At 66.0% G+C, this 16,907-nt stretch carries 11 protein-coding genes and 1 tRNA gene; 3 read left to right on the top strand and 9 right to left on the bottom strand.

Translation table 11 applies throughout. The features are described 5' to 3' along the window. Positions 1 to 38: 38 nt before the first annotated feature. Together rpmA and rplU are read right to left on the bottom strand one after the other, a co-directional pair. A complete protein-coding gene (gene rpmA, locus D0901_RS13905) occupies positions 39 to 296 on the bottom strand; it encodes a 50S ribosomal protein L27 (RefSeq protein ID WP_129140904.1) in 258 nt (85 codons plus the stop codon). Between the two features lie 34 nt (positions 297 to 330). Beyond that, a complete protein-coding gene (rplU, locus tag D0901_RS13900) occupies positions 331 to 642 on the bottom strand; it encodes a 50S ribosomal protein L21 (protein WP_092849665.1) in 312 nt (103 codons plus the stop codon). Between the two features lie 424 nt (positions 643 to 1,066). Between rplU and ispB the strand changes: the two genes are divergently transcribed. Beyond that, a complete protein-coding gene (ispB, locus tag D0901_RS13895; RefSeq protein WP_203234876.1) occupies positions 1,067 to 2,059 on the top strand; it encodes an octaprenyl diphosphate synthase in 993 nt (330 codons plus the stop codon). Positions 2,060 to 2,127: 68 nt separating this feature from the next. Then, positions 2,128 to 2,204: transfer RNA gene (locus D0901_RS13890), tRNA-Pro, on the top strand. 179 nt (positions 2,205 to 2,383) lie between these two features. Here the strand turns inward: D0901_RS13890 and D0901_RS13885 are convergent. After that, a complete protein-coding gene (locus tag D0901_RS13885; protein WP_162500875.1) occupies positions 2,384 to 2,860 on the bottom strand; it encodes a YegJ family protein in 477 nt (158 codons plus the stop codon). A 324-nt stretch (positions 2,861 to 3,184) separates the two neighbouring features. Continuing rightward, a complete protein-coding gene (locus tag D0901_RS13880; protein ID WP_129140902.1) occupies positions 3,185 to 4,102 on the bottom strand; it encodes a LysR substrate-binding domain-containing protein in 918 nt (305 codons plus the stop codon). A gap of 102 nt (positions 4,103 to 4,204) precedes the next feature. On the opposite strand from D0901_RS13880, the gene D0901_RS13875 reads away from it, so the two are divergent. Beyond that, positions 4,205 to 5,440 (top strand): MFS transporter, encoded by a 1,236-nt coding sequence (locus tag D0901_RS13875; protein WP_129140901.1) that lies wholly within the window; start codon positions 4,205 to 4,207, stop codon positions 5,438 to 5,440. A gap of 34 nt (positions 5,441 to 5,474) precedes the next feature. On the opposite strand, the gene D0901_RS13870 is transcribed toward D0901_RS13875, so the two are convergent. From D0901_RS13870 to D0901_RS13850, 5 genes are read right to left on the bottom strand one after another with little or no spacing between them, the layout of a single operon-like run. Then, a complete protein-coding gene (locus tag D0901_RS13870; RefSeq protein ID WP_129140900.1) occupies positions 5,475 to 7,814 on the bottom strand; it encodes a hypothetical protein in 2,340 nt (779 codons plus the stop codon). Further along, positions 7,811 to 8,998 carry a VWA domain-containing protein gene (locus D0901_RS13865; RefSeq protein WP_129140899.1) on the bottom strand — a complete coding sequence of 396 codons (1,188 nt, stop codon included), beginning with the start codon at positions 8,996 to 8,998 and terminating at the stop codon, positions 7,811 to 7,813. The genes D0901_RS13870 and D0901_RS13865 overlap by 4 nt, the downstream gene beginning before the upstream one ends. Further along, positions 8,995 to 11,574, bottom strand: a complete 2,580-nt coding sequence (locus D0901_RS13860) for a DUF5682 family protein (protein WP_129140898.1) — start codon at positions 11,572 to 11,574, stop codon at positions 8,995 to 8,997. The genes D0901_RS13865 and D0901_RS13860 overlap by 4 nt, the downstream gene beginning before the upstream one ends. Next, positions 11,571 to 12,686 (bottom strand): AAA family ATPase, encoded by a 1,116-nt coding sequence (locus D0901_RS13855; protein ID WP_129140897.1) that lies wholly within the window; start codon positions 12,684 to 12,686, stop codon positions 11,571 to 11,573. Before D0901_RS13855 ends, D0901_RS13860 begins: the two co-directional genes overlap by 4 nt. Before the next feature lie 2 nt (positions 12,687 to 12,688). Further along, positions 12,689 to 16,633 (bottom strand): DUF4132 domain-containing protein, encoded by a 3,945-nt coding sequence (locus D0901_RS13850; protein WP_129140896.1) that lies wholly within the window; start codon positions 16,631 to 16,633, stop codon positions 12,689 to 12,691. Positions 16,634 to 16,907: the final 274 nt, after the last annotated feature.

Below are 16,907 nucleotides of genomic sequence, written 5' to 3'. Positions count from 1 at the left end.
GCCATGGCGGGGCCTTCTCGTCAGGGTTCGCGGCGGTCTCAGGCGGAGACGACGCTCACGAACTTGCGGTTCTTCGGACCCTTGGTCTCGAACTTGACCACGCCTTCGTCCAGGGCGAACAGGGTGTGGTCCTTGCCGATGCCGACACCGGTTCCGGCGTGGAACCGCGTGCCGCGCTGGCGGACGATGATGTTGCCCGGGGCCGCTGCCTGGCCGCCGAACAGCTTGACGCCAAGGCGCTTGGATTCGGAATCGCGGCCGTTGCGCGTACTACCGGCTGCCTTCTTGTGAGCCATTGCAAATACCTCGCTCGTTCGGGGGAGTTGCCGCTTACGCGGAGATCCCGGTGATCTTGACTTCGGTGTACCACTGACGGTGGCCCTGACGACGCATGGAGTGCTTGCGGCGACGGAACTTGATGATGCGAACCTTCTCGCCACGGCCATGAGACACCACTTCGGCGCTCACCTTGGCACCGTCGACCAGCGGCGCGCCGACCTTGACGTCGTCGCCGTCGGCGACCAGCAGCACCTGGTCGAAATCGAGGCTGTCGCCGGTGGCCACCTCAAGCTTCTCGAGCTTCAGGGTCTGGCCTTCCTGGACGCGGTATTGCTTACCGCCACTCTTGATAACTGCGTACATGCTTCTCTCCAGACACTCATCGGGGTGGGCTCTTCATCGACCTGCGGCGAGTGGCGCCCCTTCCGGCAGCCATCTGACAGGGAGCGTGATGAGTAGGGTCGCGGATTATAACCGCCGAGACGCCCCGCGACAAGAGCGCTCGAGATGCGTCACCCCGCGTGACATGCCGCCTTGACGCCCCCTACCCCCCCTCATAGCATAGCCACACGCCTTGGCCGGCCTCGGAGTCGACTGTCACACGCTTCGCCGACGCGCGTCGGGCCGTTCACGACGCCCCGGCGAGCGATATCGCGCCCGATGGGCATCGCCAAGGCGACACCGGACGAAAAGCCGACCGGGCCGATTCCTGACACCGTATTGCCGAGCGCAGGCAATGTTCGTACAGAGCCTAAAGCCTGGCGGCGCCTCGGGATGCCTCAACTCCATGACAGACGCCCATATCATGCAACCCAACGCATCGCCCTTACATGCCGCGGTGGCCGAGGATTTCGCCGCCGTCGATCGCACGGTCATCGACCAGTTGAGCTCCCGGGTCCCGCTCGTCGAGACCATCGGCCGCCACATCATCGAGGGCGGCGGCAAGCGCCTGCGCCCGCTGCTGGTCCTGCTCGCCGCGCGCGCGCTCGACTACGCCGGCGACAAGCACATCACCCTCGCCACCCTGATCGAATTCATGCACACCTCGACGCTGCTCCACGACGACGTGGTCGACGAGTCGAGCCTGCGCCGCGGCCGGACCACCGCCAACGAGCAGTGGGGCAACGCCCCCTCGGTGCTGGTCGGCGACTTCCTCTATTCCCGCGCCTTCCAGATGATGGTCGAGGTGGGCTCGATGCCGGTGATGGAGATCCTCTCGGCGGCGACCTGCACCATCGCCGAGGGCGAAGTGCTGCAACTGACCAACGTCGGCAACCCCGACGTCGACGAGGCCGCCTACTTCGAGACCATCATGGGCAAGACGGCGATGCTCTTCGAGGCCGCCTCGCACAGCGGCGCGATACTCGCCGGAGGCGAGCCCGAACAGCAGGAGGCCCTGCGCCTCTACGGCCGCCATCTGGGGCTGGCATTCCAGTTGATCGACGACCTGCTCGATTATCAGGGCGATGCCGGCACCATGGGCAAGAATGTCGGCGACGACCTCGCCGAGGGCAAGCCGACCCTGCCGCTGATCCAGGCCATGCGCGACGGCACGCCCGAGCAGGCCGCCCTGATCCGCAAGGCGATTCGCCGGGGCGGGCTCGACTCGCTCGACGAGGTACTGGCGATCGTCAACGAGACCGGCGCGCTGGACTACACCCGGCGGCGCGCCGAGGAGATGGCCGACCGCGCCCTGGCCCAGTTGAATTTCCTGCCGCCCAGCCGCTACCGCGACACCATGGCCGAGCTGGCCCGCCTGGCCGTCGATCGCCAGGCATGAAATCGGGCTTGCCAAGTACGCCGCAGTGCGTATAATGCAGCCCCGTTGAGGCACAGCCCCAACGGCGTCGGAGTATAGCTCAGCTTGGTAGAGCGCTGCCTTCGGGAGGCAGAGGTCGTAGGTTCGAATCCTGCTACTCCGACCAAGGAATCCCGTAAAAACGGCCACTTAGCTCCTCGGAGCGGTGGCCGTTTTTCGTCGCGGGCATCAGCCAGATCCCTTCTCGGCCGGAATCGGGCTTTCGTAGCGTTTCATATCACGGCCAATGTCGGCGGCACATCGTCTCGGATGCTGGCCCGCTTGTACGACTCGACCAGTGATTCATCAATCCCAGCCAACGACCTGCTTGTAATATTCTGCTTGCTCTTCCGGCATTCTTTCGAGCAGGACCCGGAGTGTAAAGGCGCCCTGCTTGACGCCGTTGTGCTCGAAGGACCAGTCGCTCACCACATCAGCGTCAAAACTCACCTTCTGACCGAGGCTGACAGCCTTCACGACCTCTGCCTCATTGGCGATGACCCCTTCAAAGCCTGACGCCGTCAGCGAGATATCGGACACCCAAAAGTGCTCGGTGCCCTGCTCATCGGTCACCGCCACCTTGAGCGTAAAATTGGAGTCGCCATCCTGCGGCGACTTCAAGCGCTCGACGAAGACATCAAGACTCTCTCTGGCCTTCTGTATGGCATTGTTCATCTCGACGTCGTTTCTGGGAACTTCAATGACCTCGCTACGCCCCCTTTCCTCCGCCCATGCCGTGGCAGAGAAAAGAACCAGGCAACACAGCAATATGATACGAATCACGCCACCTCCACTGACATCCATTACTCCACGGGACCAAACACCCGGCCCTCTATTGTAACGCCATGAAACAAGAAAGCCTGCCCATAAAAGGCAGGCTGTCGCATGAGAGAGGCCAGGTTACGATCACGCCCTCACCTGGCCCACCGGGTCTGCCCGCTCATCGGCCTGGCGATTCTCGGTCATGGGCGACTCGACATGAGCCACTTCGCCCAGTGGCTGGCATGGACCGGTAACGGCCTGATCTATCTGGCTTTCGCTAGAGCGCGGCGACGGTCCGCGGAGGCGCTCGAAACCGCCTCTTCACTCCGCAGGCCAAAAAGACTTTCAACTCGCCCCCGCCGGCAGCCCCTGACTGGCGCCCCCACCCTGCGCTTCCCGCCATCTGTCGATCAGCCACTGCTTGACCCGCTCGGCGTCGGGTGTCGGTTCCGGTGCGTGCCGATGCACGAGGTAGAGGTGGCGTCGCGCCGGCAGGGAGGCGCTGAACGGCACGACGAGGCGCCCCGACGCCAGGGCGTCACGGCCGAGCAGGTTATCCGCCAGCGCCACCCCCAGCCCCTGCTCGGCGGACTGCAGGGCCAGCATCGCGAGGTCGCAATGCAGGTGGCTCACCGACCGTGCCGGTAACCCGTGCGCGTGCATCAGTCGCTGCCAGTCCGCGTGGAGACTGTCGTGCAGCAGCGTGGTGCCATCGAGCCGGCCCGCCGCCAACGCCGGGAACGTCTCGAGGTAACGAGGACTGCACACGGGGAAGACGTCCAGCATCACCAGTCGGGTGCAGTCCAGGGTGTCGTCGGGGCGGGTCAGGTAACGCAGGGCCAGGTCGCTGCCGCTCGCCTGCAGCTCGTGCAGCAGGGAAGAGGCATGGAGATGCAGCTCGATATCGGGAAAGCGGTCACGGAACGCGGGCAGCGCCGATCCCAGAACCAGCGCCGCGAACCCCGGCGGCACCGCCAGCCCCACCACCCGGGCGCGATCCACCCGTTGGATGGTCTGACTGACGCCGACCAACTCTTCCATCAAGGGCACCACCCGATGGTAATAGGCGTTGCCCGCCTCGGTCAGGGCGATCGAGCGGGCGCGTCGCCGGAACAGGGCAAAGCCCAGCCAGTGCTCCAGCAGCTTGACCTGCTGGCTGACGGCGGCGGCGGTCACGCTGAGTTCCATCGCGGCCTGCTTGAAGCTGAGATGCCGGGCGGCCAGGCAGAAACACTGGATCGCCTTTAGCGGGGGCTGGCTCATGACCTAGATATTCTCACTCATGTGCGCAAGATTTCTAGCTTGTTAAGCGCGTGACGCACCGCCGATGATAGCGCTTCGTTCGCCATCATCCGGAGCGTCGCCATGTCCATCACTCGCCTGCCCACCGGCAGCCTCTGGTTGATCGTCAGCGGCTGCCTGCTGCTGATGCTGTCGTTCGGCCTGCGCTCGAGCTTCGGCCTGTTCGTTGAGCCGATTCAGGCATTCACCGGCTGGGGACGCGACATCATCGGGCTGGCGCTGGCGATCCAGAATCTCGCCTGGGGGGTGGTCGCCGTGCTGGCCGGCGGGCTGGCCGACCGTTTCGGCCACGCCAAGGTGCTGATCGCGGGTGCCGCCCTGTATGCCCTGGGCATCTGGATGACCGCCGACGTGGCGGCGATCTGGGTACTGAACGGGGGCACGGGCTTCCTGGTCGGCGCGGGCGTGGCCGGCACCGCCTTCGGCATCGTGCTGCCGGCCATGGCAGGCGCCGTGGCACCGTCACAGCGGCAGTGGGTGCTCGGTGTGGGCACGGCGGCGGGGTCCATGGGCCAGTGCCTGCTGGTACCGGTCATCCAGCGGCTGATCGATGCCCTCGGCTGGAGCGGCGCCCTGCACGTGATGGCCCTGATGGCGCTGGGCATGGCCGTGCTGGCCATGCCGCTGGCGGCTCGCCATGGCACGCCAGCGGAACACGGCAAACCGACGTCGCCCCAGAGCGCGCACGATTTTCGCGCGACCCTGAGCCTGGCGCGCGGCCATGCCTCCTACTGGTTGCTGACACTGGGCTTCTTCGTCTGCGGCTTTCATATCGGCTTCATCACCGTGCATCTGCCGCCCTTCCTGGCCGATGCCGGTTTCGATCCGGCCGTCGCCGCCTGGTCGATCAGCCTGATCGGCCTGTGCAACGTGGCCGGGGCGCTGCTGTCGGGAGTCTGTTCCGGGCGCTTTTCCATGCGCGGGGTGCTGATCGCGATCTACGGCGCTCGCGCGGTGGCGACCACGCTGTTCCTGCTGCTGCCGCTGAGTCTACCCTCGGTGCTGGGGTTCAGTGCCGTGATGGGCTTGCTGTGGCTGGCCACCGTGCCGCCGACCACCGGGCTGGTAGCGGCGATGTTCGGCACCCGCTACATGGCGACCCTCTATGGCGTGGTCTTCCTCGGGCACCAGCTGGGCAGTTTCAGCGGTGTCTGGCTGGGGGGCTGGCTCTACGAGACGACGGGCAGCTATGACGGCGTGTGGTGGACCGCCGTGGCACTGAGCCTGGTGGCCATGGCCCTGCACTGGCCGATCAGCGACCAGCCGGTGCAGGGCCGGGATGCCACCGTGTCGGCATAGACCGTGCGAGTCCCGGGGGCGCCCGATGGGGTGGTCAGGCGAGAGGCACCAGCAGTGGCAACCGAGGAGTGAGGTTTTGCAGCGTGTCTATCAGGTAGACGACACGCAAAAGAGCGGCGGGACGTTGATCCTCGGGAGCCCCTGCGAGGCCGTGAATGGCGTAGGCAAGCGGGGCTAGCCCGGCCGTTTCGAGCCGCGTCGCGATCCCGGCAAGACGGCCGAGACGACGCTCATCGGCCATGCGTCCGCCGAGTTCCGCGAGCGCCAACGCCTCGTCGCGCGCTGCCGCAATCCACTGATCGGTGATGCTCGTCTCGCCGCTCCGTCGGGAGAAGTCCAAGTACCGCTCTTCCCTTGTCAGCCCCTCCGGCAACCGTTGGCAAACGGATCCGCGTTGGTCCTCACTCTTGACGAGTCCGGGCTTGCGCGGCAAGTCATCGAGAAGCACGAGTTCGTCGAGGACAAGCGGCTCGGCCGTCTGCGTCGTCCGGTCGGTGCCGTCGAGAAGGCGGCGGTAGCCCCCAGCGCGAGGGCCCGCATCCGCCCCAGCGTGCCGGGACCGAGCCATGATGCCGAGCGGTGTCAGTCGTACATTGCCCGCGACGCGACTCGCAGATAGCGCGATGACACAATGCCCCGCTTCCGCGCGCAGTCGCTGCACATGGTCGAGAACGCGCAGCATTGCATCCTCCGATCCCGACACAGTCAGCTCGATCCATTGTCCGTGCCGATCACGGACGGGGATCGCCAATGCCTGCGCAAGAGGATCGAACCAGGGTCTGCCGAATACCTGAACACCGAGATAGGCGGGAACCGGTCGACGTTCATCGGCGAGAGCCGCCGCGCGGATGCATGTGGCAAGCCCCATGACATCGTGAAGGCATCTGGCGGCCGTGACGGCCTCGCTCTCGTCCGCCGACTCGCCATCACGGTGATCGACGAGTATATCCGCAAGGCTCTTGTCGAGCCGTTCAGCCCGGCCGTGCTTGCCGAGGGAAAGCCGACCTCCCGGTCCGCATCGTGCCCCGGTGAGCCGAAAGACCGAGGTGGCAAGCTCCATCAGAGAAAGCCCGAAGACCGGCTCGCTCCGTGACGCCTCAGCCGGTTCGAAACCGGGGTCCTGGCCGCCGGCGCGGGCGAGCGTCGCATGGTAGACAGCCGACGGCGTGGAGCGGTCGTCAGGCAGCGTTCTAAAATAGGCGGTCACACCACGCGCGCCGGCTGGCGTGTGCCAGACCGATAGCCCGTGGCCGACGAGGATCAGGTCGCCCAGCGGTTCGGCCGTGGCACGCACCTCTCCGCGCAACCGGGCGTCGTGGGGATGGGCCTTGAGGGCGGCAGCGATCGCATAGGCCTCGGCCGTCTCCTCCAGTGTCCTCGATGGCTGCGTATCGGACGCCTCCCGCGCCGCCTTGCGACGGATGGTGCCGGCGACCTGAAGCAGCGCACGGGAAAGCCGCGGCATGGCATTGGCGCGCGACGAGAGGGCCAGATCGAAGAGCCGGTCTGTCAATGCTTCGGATGGGGTCGCCAGGCCGTAACGGGCGGCATCTTCCAACGCCTCGAGAACCGGATCCAGAAAGTCGCTCCGAATGCCGGAAGCGATCTCGCTGCGGGCCGATGGCGGATCCGTTGCCTCTTCGATGCCTGTCTGGCGTCGCAGCGCCAGAAGCGCCGCGGCATGCCGAATCTTCGTGGGCCGCGCCGCCGGATCCCCCTTCGAGATCATCGCCTGCGGCCCGCCCCCTGCGAGGTAATGCACGGTGGGCTCACCCGGCAGATCGATTAACGCCTTGTGACCCTCGAAGCGGATGGCGGGTGGCCGGCCCGTCTCGATGAGACCGGTTAGCAGGGCTTCGGCATCGCGCAGTACGGCACGCCCGAAGATCCTGGCCAATCGGCAGGGTTGGAGCGTCCCGACCTCGGTCGCGATGGCCGAAGCCCCGGCGCCGTCGGCGGTGATGCCATTGGGCGACCCGGCGTCTTCGGCGCCCGCCGCCGCACTGCCCGGTCCCGCGTCGTGTGCCGGCGTGGCTTCATCGGTCTTGGCCGTGTCGCACGGTGCCAATTTCGAGGCCCGGAGGCGAAGAATGCCCGCGAGGATGTGCCGGCAGATACCTGTCGCACTGCACGTGCAATCGGTGCCGCCCAGCCCCTGGGCCGCGATGCGAGCAGCGTCGAAGCGGACGCGCTCGCCATCGACGATCAGTACTATTTCTTCGCCGTTTTCCTCGTCGATCACCGCTTTCCCTCTCCCGACGTCTCGTTCGGCCCGGCGCAAGAGTCCTCGCGAACCGACCGCCTCGAGAGCCGCGTCGTCGAAAAGCAGGAGCCGTTCGCGCAGGGACGGCAGGGAAGGTGAAGTCGGCGTCATCGGATCTGCTCGGCCACCCATTCGGCCAGCCGGTCGGGGGTCAGTGCCGAGACGGGCATGCCGGCATCGGCGAGCCGCCCGGCCATTGCCCGATCGAAATCGGCACGCCCGGTCTCATCGAGTGCGGCAACGCCGAGAAGGCGTATCCGCGCGCTGGCCATCCGACGAATCGCGGCGATGAGCGGGCCCGGCGAGGCGCCTTCGTGGAAGTCACTGACCAGAATGAAGAGGGTGCGTGCTGGATTCCTGATCAGCCGGTTCTCGCAATAGGCGATCGCTTTGCCAATATTCGTGCCGCCACCCAGTTGAACGGACAGGAGTAGCTCGACCGGATCGCCGACATGGTCAGACAGATCGACGACCGACGTATCGAAGGCGACGAAGCGCACGCTGAGACCGGGCAGACGGGCAAAGATCGCCCCCATGACGGCCGCATGGATCAGCGAGGGTGCCATCGACCCTGACTGGTCGACACACAGGACCACCTCCCAGGGAATGCCCCGACGCCGACGCTCGTAAAATCGCACCTTGTCGACGATCAGCTTGCCCCGCTCGGGGTCGTAATTCCTGAGATTGGCCCGGATCGTCCGATCCCAGGCGATATCGCGCGCCGAGCCCTTGCGCTCCGTCGTTGCTACCCGCATTCGCGCGCCGGTCAGCGCCGGAAGCGTTTGCGTCTTCAAGCGCTCGAGCAACTCCTCGACCACGCGCTGGGCGACCGCTCTCAGCAGTGACGCCACCGCCGGATCGGCACGGTGCCTCAAGGAGAGCATTGCCGCCAGAAGGTCGGGACGTGGCTCGATCTCCTCGAGGGCGGTGGGGTCGGAGAGGATATCGGTCATGCCGAAATCGGTGAGAGCGTGCCCCTGGACGTCCTCGCGGACGGATTTCGGAAAAAGCTCGCGCATCTCGCCGAGCCAGTCGGGAAGGGTCATCTGCGTCGGATCGAGGCCGGCGGAGCGCTTCTGGCCACGCCGACGCCCCGCTTCGAGGTCGAGCGTCAGACCACGCCGGCGATAAGCGCGGCCATAGACATGGTCGAGGGCATGATCCCTGCGCGCGTCGAGCCCCGTCAGGCAGGGGCCGCCTCCCATGCTGGCACTCAATTGACTTTCCGCGAAGCGGCCGAGGGCGAGGCGCCAGCGACGTACACTTTCCTGCGCGGCTTCCGGTGTCTCGCTCATCGCTGCGCCTCCTCTTCCCGCTCGTCACGTAGCCAGTGGCCGAGACCACGGGCCTCGATGAGGCCGGTGAGGGCATGCGAACGCGCGAGATTGTCGCGTACCTCGCTCTCGCCAACATGGGGCATGTCGAGATCGAGCGGCGCGGGGAGCGACTGCAACGAGCCGATCCGTGCGGCGAGCGCGTCCACCTCGTCCGGGTCGAGGACACTCAAGGTCTTGCGCAAGGCCGGGAGAAGGGAGATGAAGCTGTCCTCGTCGATACGCGCGAGAAAGGCATCGACCACGCCCAGCACCTCCTCGGACCTTCGCAGCAGTACGGCGGAAACGGCAAGTGCACCGTCGAGCGGGCCGCAACGTTCCTGCGGAGACAGGCTGGCCGCTTCCAGGCCACTACGCACCACCTGGGCGACATCACCCTCGGACCGCCAACCGGAGAGAAAGCCGATGGTTGCCAGGACGCCCGCCAGGGCGCCTTGCGGCATCGCGGCTATCAGACCGCGCAGCCGGTCCTCGAAGACGGCCCGATCGACGCGCGGGGCAGAAGCCGGCGCAGCCCCCTCTTGCCCCTGGACTGGAACCGTCTCGTCGGCTCCCCCCATCGTCGTGAGCCGCTGGGTCAGATGATAGAGATCGGCGAGCGCGCGTGCGTCAGCGGGCATCGCCGCCGCGGGCGCGTCAATCAAGGTGGGAATGAGATCGAGCGTGCGCCGATAAGCGGTTTCGACAAGCGGCGCGAGCGCCGCCGTCCGCGACAACCCGAGCACACGGCGACCGCGCCAGAGGCCCTCGAGACGCGCCAGCGCCCGGACCAGCCGGGAGAAATCCGCGTCGGCCGCCAGCGCCTGGTCAAGATGCGGGAAGATGTCGTGGGCATGAGCAAGCACGCCGGCCTTGGCCGCGTCGCCGAGCAGGGCGACGGCGGCCTCGGAATCATCGCTGCGCCCGGCGTTCTCCAGCGCGACGATCGCTTCGCGCAGAACGAAGACACAAGCCGCTTCCAGCGTGTCTCCGGTCGCAGCCAGGGCTGTCAGCCGCGCCTCTACCGAGGGGAGCCAGGCATAGGTCCAGACCTCGAAAAGGACGGGCTTCATCCCTTTGGCAGTAGCCAGGTTCGGCCCACGCTTCAGCGTGGCAAAGTCCGTCTCAAGCAGCGCCATCGCATGAGCGAAGCGGCTCGCCGCCCGATGCCGCGCCTTGCGATGAATATCGAGTTGACGCGTCTTCACCGACGGCTCGTCGATCGAGAAACGCAGCGCCTCGGCCCGGCGGCGCGCGGCATCGAGAAGCGGCGGGGTGCCGGCTTCCTTCGGCACTTTCCCAACTCCGGCGCCGGTCATCAATTCGTGCAACGTCTCGAGGATGTCCGAACCGTAGAACAGATCTTCGTCCTTCAGGAGACAGGAGCGGGCCGCATCGAGGATCTCCGAACGCCCCGGCCCCGGCAACTCACGGAGCCGGGCCAAGGCGTCGGCATGACGCACCGCCTCCGTAAGCGTGGGCAGGGCCGGCGGCAGGCTACCCTCCCGCCGGCGCAAGGCCTCCGCCAGGTCGAGGAAGGTCTCGGTCGCCAGGCGCGAGGCGGCGTGATCTCCCGTCTCGGCCATCGCCAGGAGCCGAGCATAGTGACGCGGGCTCGGCATGCCGCTGGCATAGCCGTTCAGCAGGTCGAGATCGGCTTCGGTGTAGCGCACCAGATAGGCGCGGTCGGCGGCGTGGGACGGGGCCACCTGACCGTTCTCAGGCCGCCTTTGCGGGTCGCTTGGCGGATCGAGCAAGGCGGGCGTGTGGATGCCGCCGAAGATCGCGGCGACGGGGCGCCCGCCGGCGGCCGCCTTGGCCTCTGCCAGTACGTCACGCATCATGGCCTCACGGGCAAGCATGCCATCCTCGGTCATCTGGCGCTCGCTCGTCGTCTCGCGGCAGAGGAGGCAGTCGCGCCCGACATCGGCGAAGAACTGACGCCAATCACTGTCGTCCACCCGTGACTCGAAGAGCCGATCCCAGACCTCGTTGAAATCCCGCGCACCGACCCGACGGATGAGCGCCTGTGCATAGTTCGAATAGGTGATCGCGTCCTCGTCGGTGAGTACCTGCGGCGTCAGGCGCGCCGCCGACGCCTCCTGCTCGCCCTCGTCATGCAGGGAGAGTCGCACGCCGCTCGGCAGATCCGCGAAATGCAGCGAGGCGCCGATCGCGCCCGCCGCCTTCAGGGCCACCCATTCCGGGGCGCTGTCCGAGATCGGCCAATAGCCGAGGACCGCTGGAGCAAACCGGTCCCGGGAGTCACGATCGATGACCGAAACGATCGCAATCGGTGGCTCGGTCTCTTGGTGGGCGAGTAGCGGTACCAGCGGCTCGAAGTCGGCGGGCATCTCGAGGACGATCGCCGCCGGCCTCAGCTCGGCCAGTGCACGCTTGAGATGCAATGCACAGGCGGGGCTGTGATGGCGAATGGGAAAGTGGAATACCCCGTCGGTACCGCCGACCAGCCGTTCGCCATAGACTCGCAAGCGCTCGCGCAGCGCGGCGCCGCTCTCCGGCCCGGCCTCGCCCGTCTTCTGCCGCGCCGGGCTCACCGGCCTTCGCCCTGTCGTCCGACGCTGCGGGCGACATCGTAAAAGTCGCGCCATGCCTTGCTGGACCGGGCCCGATCCTTGGCGACGTGATCCACATAGGCCTGGAACTTGCGAATATCGGCCTCGTCATCCTTCAATACGACACCGGCCATCTGCCGTGCCATATGGGCGCCGGTGACCACCCCGTCGGCCAGGTAGGCCGCCTCCAGACTCGCCGAATGAGCGACATTGACGGCCTCGGCCGTGGACATGACGGCCGTCGGCTTGTCCAGCGCGACGCCCTCGGCGGTCCTGCCCGATCGCAGATCCGAGAAGGCGGACACCAGAACATCGAGAACGTCGGCGGGCAGCGTGGGTTCGATGGTCTGGCCGGCCAGCCGCGAGGCGACGCGCGCTTCGATCAATTCACGCTCGAAGGTTCGGTCGGCAATCGGCGACACGGTCTCGAAATTGAAGCGGCGCTTGATCGCGCTCGACATCTCGTTGACTCCGCGATCGCGAAGATTGGCCGTGCCGATGACGTTGAAGCCGGGAGCGGCGCGGACCGCCGTTGCGCGGCCGAGTTCCGGGATGGTGATCGTCTTCTCGGAAAGAATGGAGATGAGGCTGTCCTGGATTTCCGGCGGGCAGCGTGTGATCTCCTCCATCCGCACGATCTGACCGGCCTCCATCGCCTGCATGACCGGCGACGGGACGAGTGCCCGGCGGCTCGGCCCCTCGGCAATCAGCATCGCGTAGTTCCAGCCGTAACGGATCGCATCCTCCGAGGTCGAGGCCGATCCCTGAATCAGCAGATCGGAGGCGCCCGAGATCGCGGCGGAAAAGAGTTCGCCGAGCATGGACTTCGCCGTTCCCGGCTCGCCGACCAGCATCAGGCCCTGCTCGCCCATCAAGGAGACGATCGCCCGCTCCACCAACGCGTCGTCGCCATAGAACTTGCGGGATAGCCCCTGTTTTTCATCCCCAAGGACGAAGCGACGCACCGCTTTTGGCGACAACCGCCAGCCCGGCGGCCGCGGCCCCTCGTCGGTCTCGGCAAGACGCTGCAGCTCGTCCTCGTAGCGACTTTCAGCGGGACGGCGGAGATAGGTCTTGCAAGATTCGTCACGCATCGTCAGCACCAGGTCTTGTTCTGCCAGTCGGGATCATGGCCGATACCCGCCGCTGCCAAGGCATGATAGTCGCCAAGGGCCTCCGCGAGCATGACCGCCGGTACGCCACTCAGCGCGAGGGGCCTGGCATAGGCGAGCGCATCGTTGCCACGCATCCGCACGAAACACAGACTCTCGAGTGCCGTGAGGCTCGACAAGGTCACGGCGTCACCGACCAGATCACCCTTGAACGTGATGACGGCGGCGAGGGCAACGCCCGGAAAATGCCGCTCATAGGTGGAGAAGACACCACCATCCTCCACCGGGCCCCGCCGCCAGCCAAGCTTGTCCGCGTTCGAGCGCATGGCAGAGAGTGAAATCAGCCAGCCTTCGCGATCCCGAATCTCGGTCGCATTCGGGTCGTCGATCTCGACCTGGCGCGTGAACTGCTCGAAGAGCGGGGTGACCTCGTAGTCGTCGAGATGCGCATCCCAGGCGGCCGCCATCGCGTCGCCTGCGGTCATGCGGTGCGCGATGGAGACATGGCTGAGCGTATCGAGATCGACCGGCTCGTCCTCGGCATCGGTCAGCGTGCCATCGTCCATCGGGCGGAAGAGGCAGAGGATGTCGCCCTGCGCGTCGCGACCCTCGAAGACCAGCCGCTGTGCGAGACGGCTCATGATCGGATGCTCTAGGATGAAGGCCTCGAAATCCGCCTTCGTCCAGCGCCGCTCGGTACACATGGACTCGAACAGGCGTGCCTTCTGGTTCTCCACCGTCTGCTTAAGTTCCTTGCGGGCGTCCGAGAGCAGCTTCTTGGCGGATTTGGCCTGGGTCGCTTCGTCCTCGCCGCCGCCCACGGGAGCCGGCGCGTCGGGATCCGGCTTGATGGCGGGGAGTGAGCCGACCGGCCTGCCCTGCGGGTTGAGAATCTGGAGCTTCAGTGTCAGCTTGTCATCCTCGACGAGACGTGCGGCATAGGCCTTGTCACCGATCGTCAGATCGAGAACGCCGGATTCGTCGACCCCGGCCGTCGGCACGACGCGATCGGCCATCTCCTCGCGCGTCCAGTCCTGCTCCTCGGCGATCCGGTCGACGAGCTCGCCCACTAGCCTGCGCCCGCCCGGTTGCTTGTGGCGTTTGGCGACGTCGAGGAGCGCCTGAACGACGACCGGGTCGGGATTGGCCGCCATGGCCTCGAGAATGGCCCGACACTGCGGTGCGCGCTTGCCATGGTTCTTGAGATAGCGGCGGCCGATCCGCGCCATCTCCGCCGCCGGCATGAGACAGCAGAGCGCCAGGAGGCCGCGATGAGGATGCGCCGAGTTGGGCATGCGCGCCAGGACCTCCCGCCGGATCTCGGCATGGGCCATGGCCTCCGTATAGGTCGGATCTGACCGTTGCCGCCAGGCGGCGTACTCGGCCGCCTGCTCCGAGGCCTCGGCGTCCGCCGCCTCGCTCGACGGATGCACGGTGTCAAATGCGATCCAGGCGTTGAAGACCGTCTGGCCCAGCCGTTGGGCGTCGGTTCGCTCAAGCCGCTCCAGCGCCATCCTGAGCAACGGGTCGCCGCCCGGTGCCTTGAGCTTGTGGGCCCGGGCAAACCACCACTTGACCAGGGTCGCATCGACCCTCTCGCCGCCCGCCCAGTGGAGGACCGGCAGATCGTCGGGATCGAAGAGTTCGGAATAGTCGACCCGGGCCTTGGCCAGCCCCTTCTCGGCTTCTTCCTGCAGCGCCTCGCGCGAGAAGAAGGTCGAGACATCGTGGCCAAGCCGGACCAGTGCCTTCAGTATCGCGGCCTTGGCGGCGACGTCCTTTTCCTTCTCCGCCGCTGCCAGGAGCGGCGGGAGCGCGTCCTCGTAGCCGCGTTCGGCAAGCCATTGCGCAGCGTCGGCGCGACTCTTCGCCTTCCCGTCCGTCAGCCCCTGGGCGATGATCGGCGTCAGACCGCCGATTGACGCAAGCAATGCCCGGCTACTCGTCTTGATACCGGGGTCAGAATCGCCGGCCCGCGAGAGAACCGGTTCGAGGAAACGCCCCGGCAACTCGGGAAAGAGCCTCATAAGCCCCAGGGCGCGCTCGTCGTCGCTCTGGTTGTGCCTGCGCAGGAACTGCTGGTCGAGGAGGTCGAGATCGGGAAGCAGCGCCGCCCAGACGGTCTCGTTCACCGGTTCCGGCGTCTCCCGGCCGGAGATGTGGGCGTTGTCGATGGCGTTTGCCAGGTACTCGCGAAAATCGATATCCGCGCGCTCGATCTCGGCGATCACCCGACGTAGATCATCGCCCTTGCGCAAACGCTCGAGAAGCGCATCGGCGACAGTGCCCGAGTGGTATCTGTCGTTAAAGGCCAAGTCGAGGAATTCGGAAAAGAAACGTCGGCTCTCGCGTGCCGCAAGGCCGATGCGTGTCAAGGCTTCTAGCGAGATATCCTGTCGGGCCAGAATACGTTTCATTCGGGACCGGTAAAGCTCGCGAGCCTTTCCGTATTCGAATCTCAAGGGCGCGAAGAAATAATGCCCCGCCTTTTGCCGATCACTTTTCTCGCGAAGCTCATCGCGGAGGAGGGCGATCATCAGATCGACGGCATCAGTCTCGAAAGGCTCGTCGAACGGCTTGGACTGCCGTTTTTTGAGTTCGGCCCGTTGCGCATGGTCGGCTTTCGCCTGGTCCCGCACCGCCTCGATCAAGGCCGTCAGTTCGTCACGCACATCGTCGGCAACCCGCGTAGCATCCCGCGGCTGTGGCGGCGGCGGAGCGATCAGGCGTCCGTCATGGGTATGATAGCCATCCGGCCCGTCCTCGGCGCGCCCTTCACGGGAGGCGCCGGGCGCGGTAGCGTCGAGTGTCTCCCGAACGAGCAAGGCCGCGTCGATGTCCCTCTTCAATGCCGGCGACGTCTCGTGTAGCGCATGTTCGGCGAGCATGCGCAGCGACGCCGGGTCACCCAGCGCGGCAAGAACCAGGATCGCCGGCTTGCGCTCCCCCGCCGACGTCTTCCGTAGTGTGGCTTCGATGAGATCGGGGGCCGGCTTGATACCGCTTACCCGGAACAGAGCGATGGCGGCATTGCGCACACCGGCCGAGGTGTCGCCGGCGGCACGCAAGGCAATCGCCTGATAGGCCGGTCCGGCACGCTCGTCGCTCATGAGATCGCGTTCGAGCGCCAAGCGGAGGATGTCCTGGCGCGAATCGGCGTCGAGGCAATCGATCGCCGCGGCGAAATGCTCCGGCTTGGCGCGCATGAAATCATCCAGCCCCGTCAGGAATTGCCATTCGGTTCGCCGCGCGCCATGCGGATAGATGAGCCGATAAAGTAGCTCTTCCGGCAGGTCGGCGAGCGCGAAGAGCGCCAGGAGTCGCGCGACGGAATGAGTCGACGCAGCAAAGTCCTCGGCCGCAGGGGCAAAGACCTCTCGCTGCCTCGACCCCAGGATGTCGTGGACCGGTCTAGAGAGGATGAAACGCCGGGCTTCCTGCAGGTAGACATTCAACCAGCCTGGCAGGCTCTCGATGTCCTCCCCATGGGAGTGGTAACGGCAGACAGGTGCTATCACAGCAAGCACGCTCGCAAAGCGCTGCACGGCAGGCGCATCCCAACCTTCCAGGCGGACGAGAAGATGGGCTCGAGAGGGGGCTCGCCGATTCCAGACTTCCTGGGCCGTTTGTTTCGCGGCATCGGTGTCCTGCCAATGAATGGCTGGTGTGTTCTTGACCAGCAGCGTCTCGGAGACGGCTTTGGCGTTGGCCTTCACATGATCCGTCAGGCGCAGAAGCGCCGTTTCCGGAGCGCCGATGACGACATATCGCGCGAGATCATCGCCCAGCCCGGGCTCGAGCGAGTTGGCATGACCCAGGTCCTCGACGAGGGCCGCCCTGTCGGTTTCGGAAAGGCCGCTTGGTGCATCGCAAATATCGTTCAACGGGTTCTGAAATCGCCCGAATAGAGACTGGAGTGTCTTGAACATAAACGCTCTCGATATCGTTCGAGTTATCGTCAAATCTGGACGAAGGCAGTCCTATCTGACGCCTCGACGCCCTGCTCTCCCGCCTGAAGCCGGATACCATGCACGACCAGTTCCCGCTTGATGAGCCGACTTTCTCGGGTCCCGGACACAACGCTACTGAAAGAAGATCGGGGTGGTTTGGCATCCCGTTCGGATGCACACATTCCGCTTCCCTTGCCATGCAGTGGCGAGACCGCGCTCGCCCCATAGGCTGCGGTACACCAGACTATATCCA

It is taken from the genome of Modicisalibacter coralii, assembly GCF_004117855.1.
Lineage (GTDB): Bacteria > Pseudomonadota > Gammaproteobacteria > Pseudomonadales > Halomonadaceae > Modicisalibacter > Modicisalibacter coralii.
Note: the sequence above shows the minus strand (reverse complement) of the source record. Positions and strands in the feature narration are given on the sequence as shown.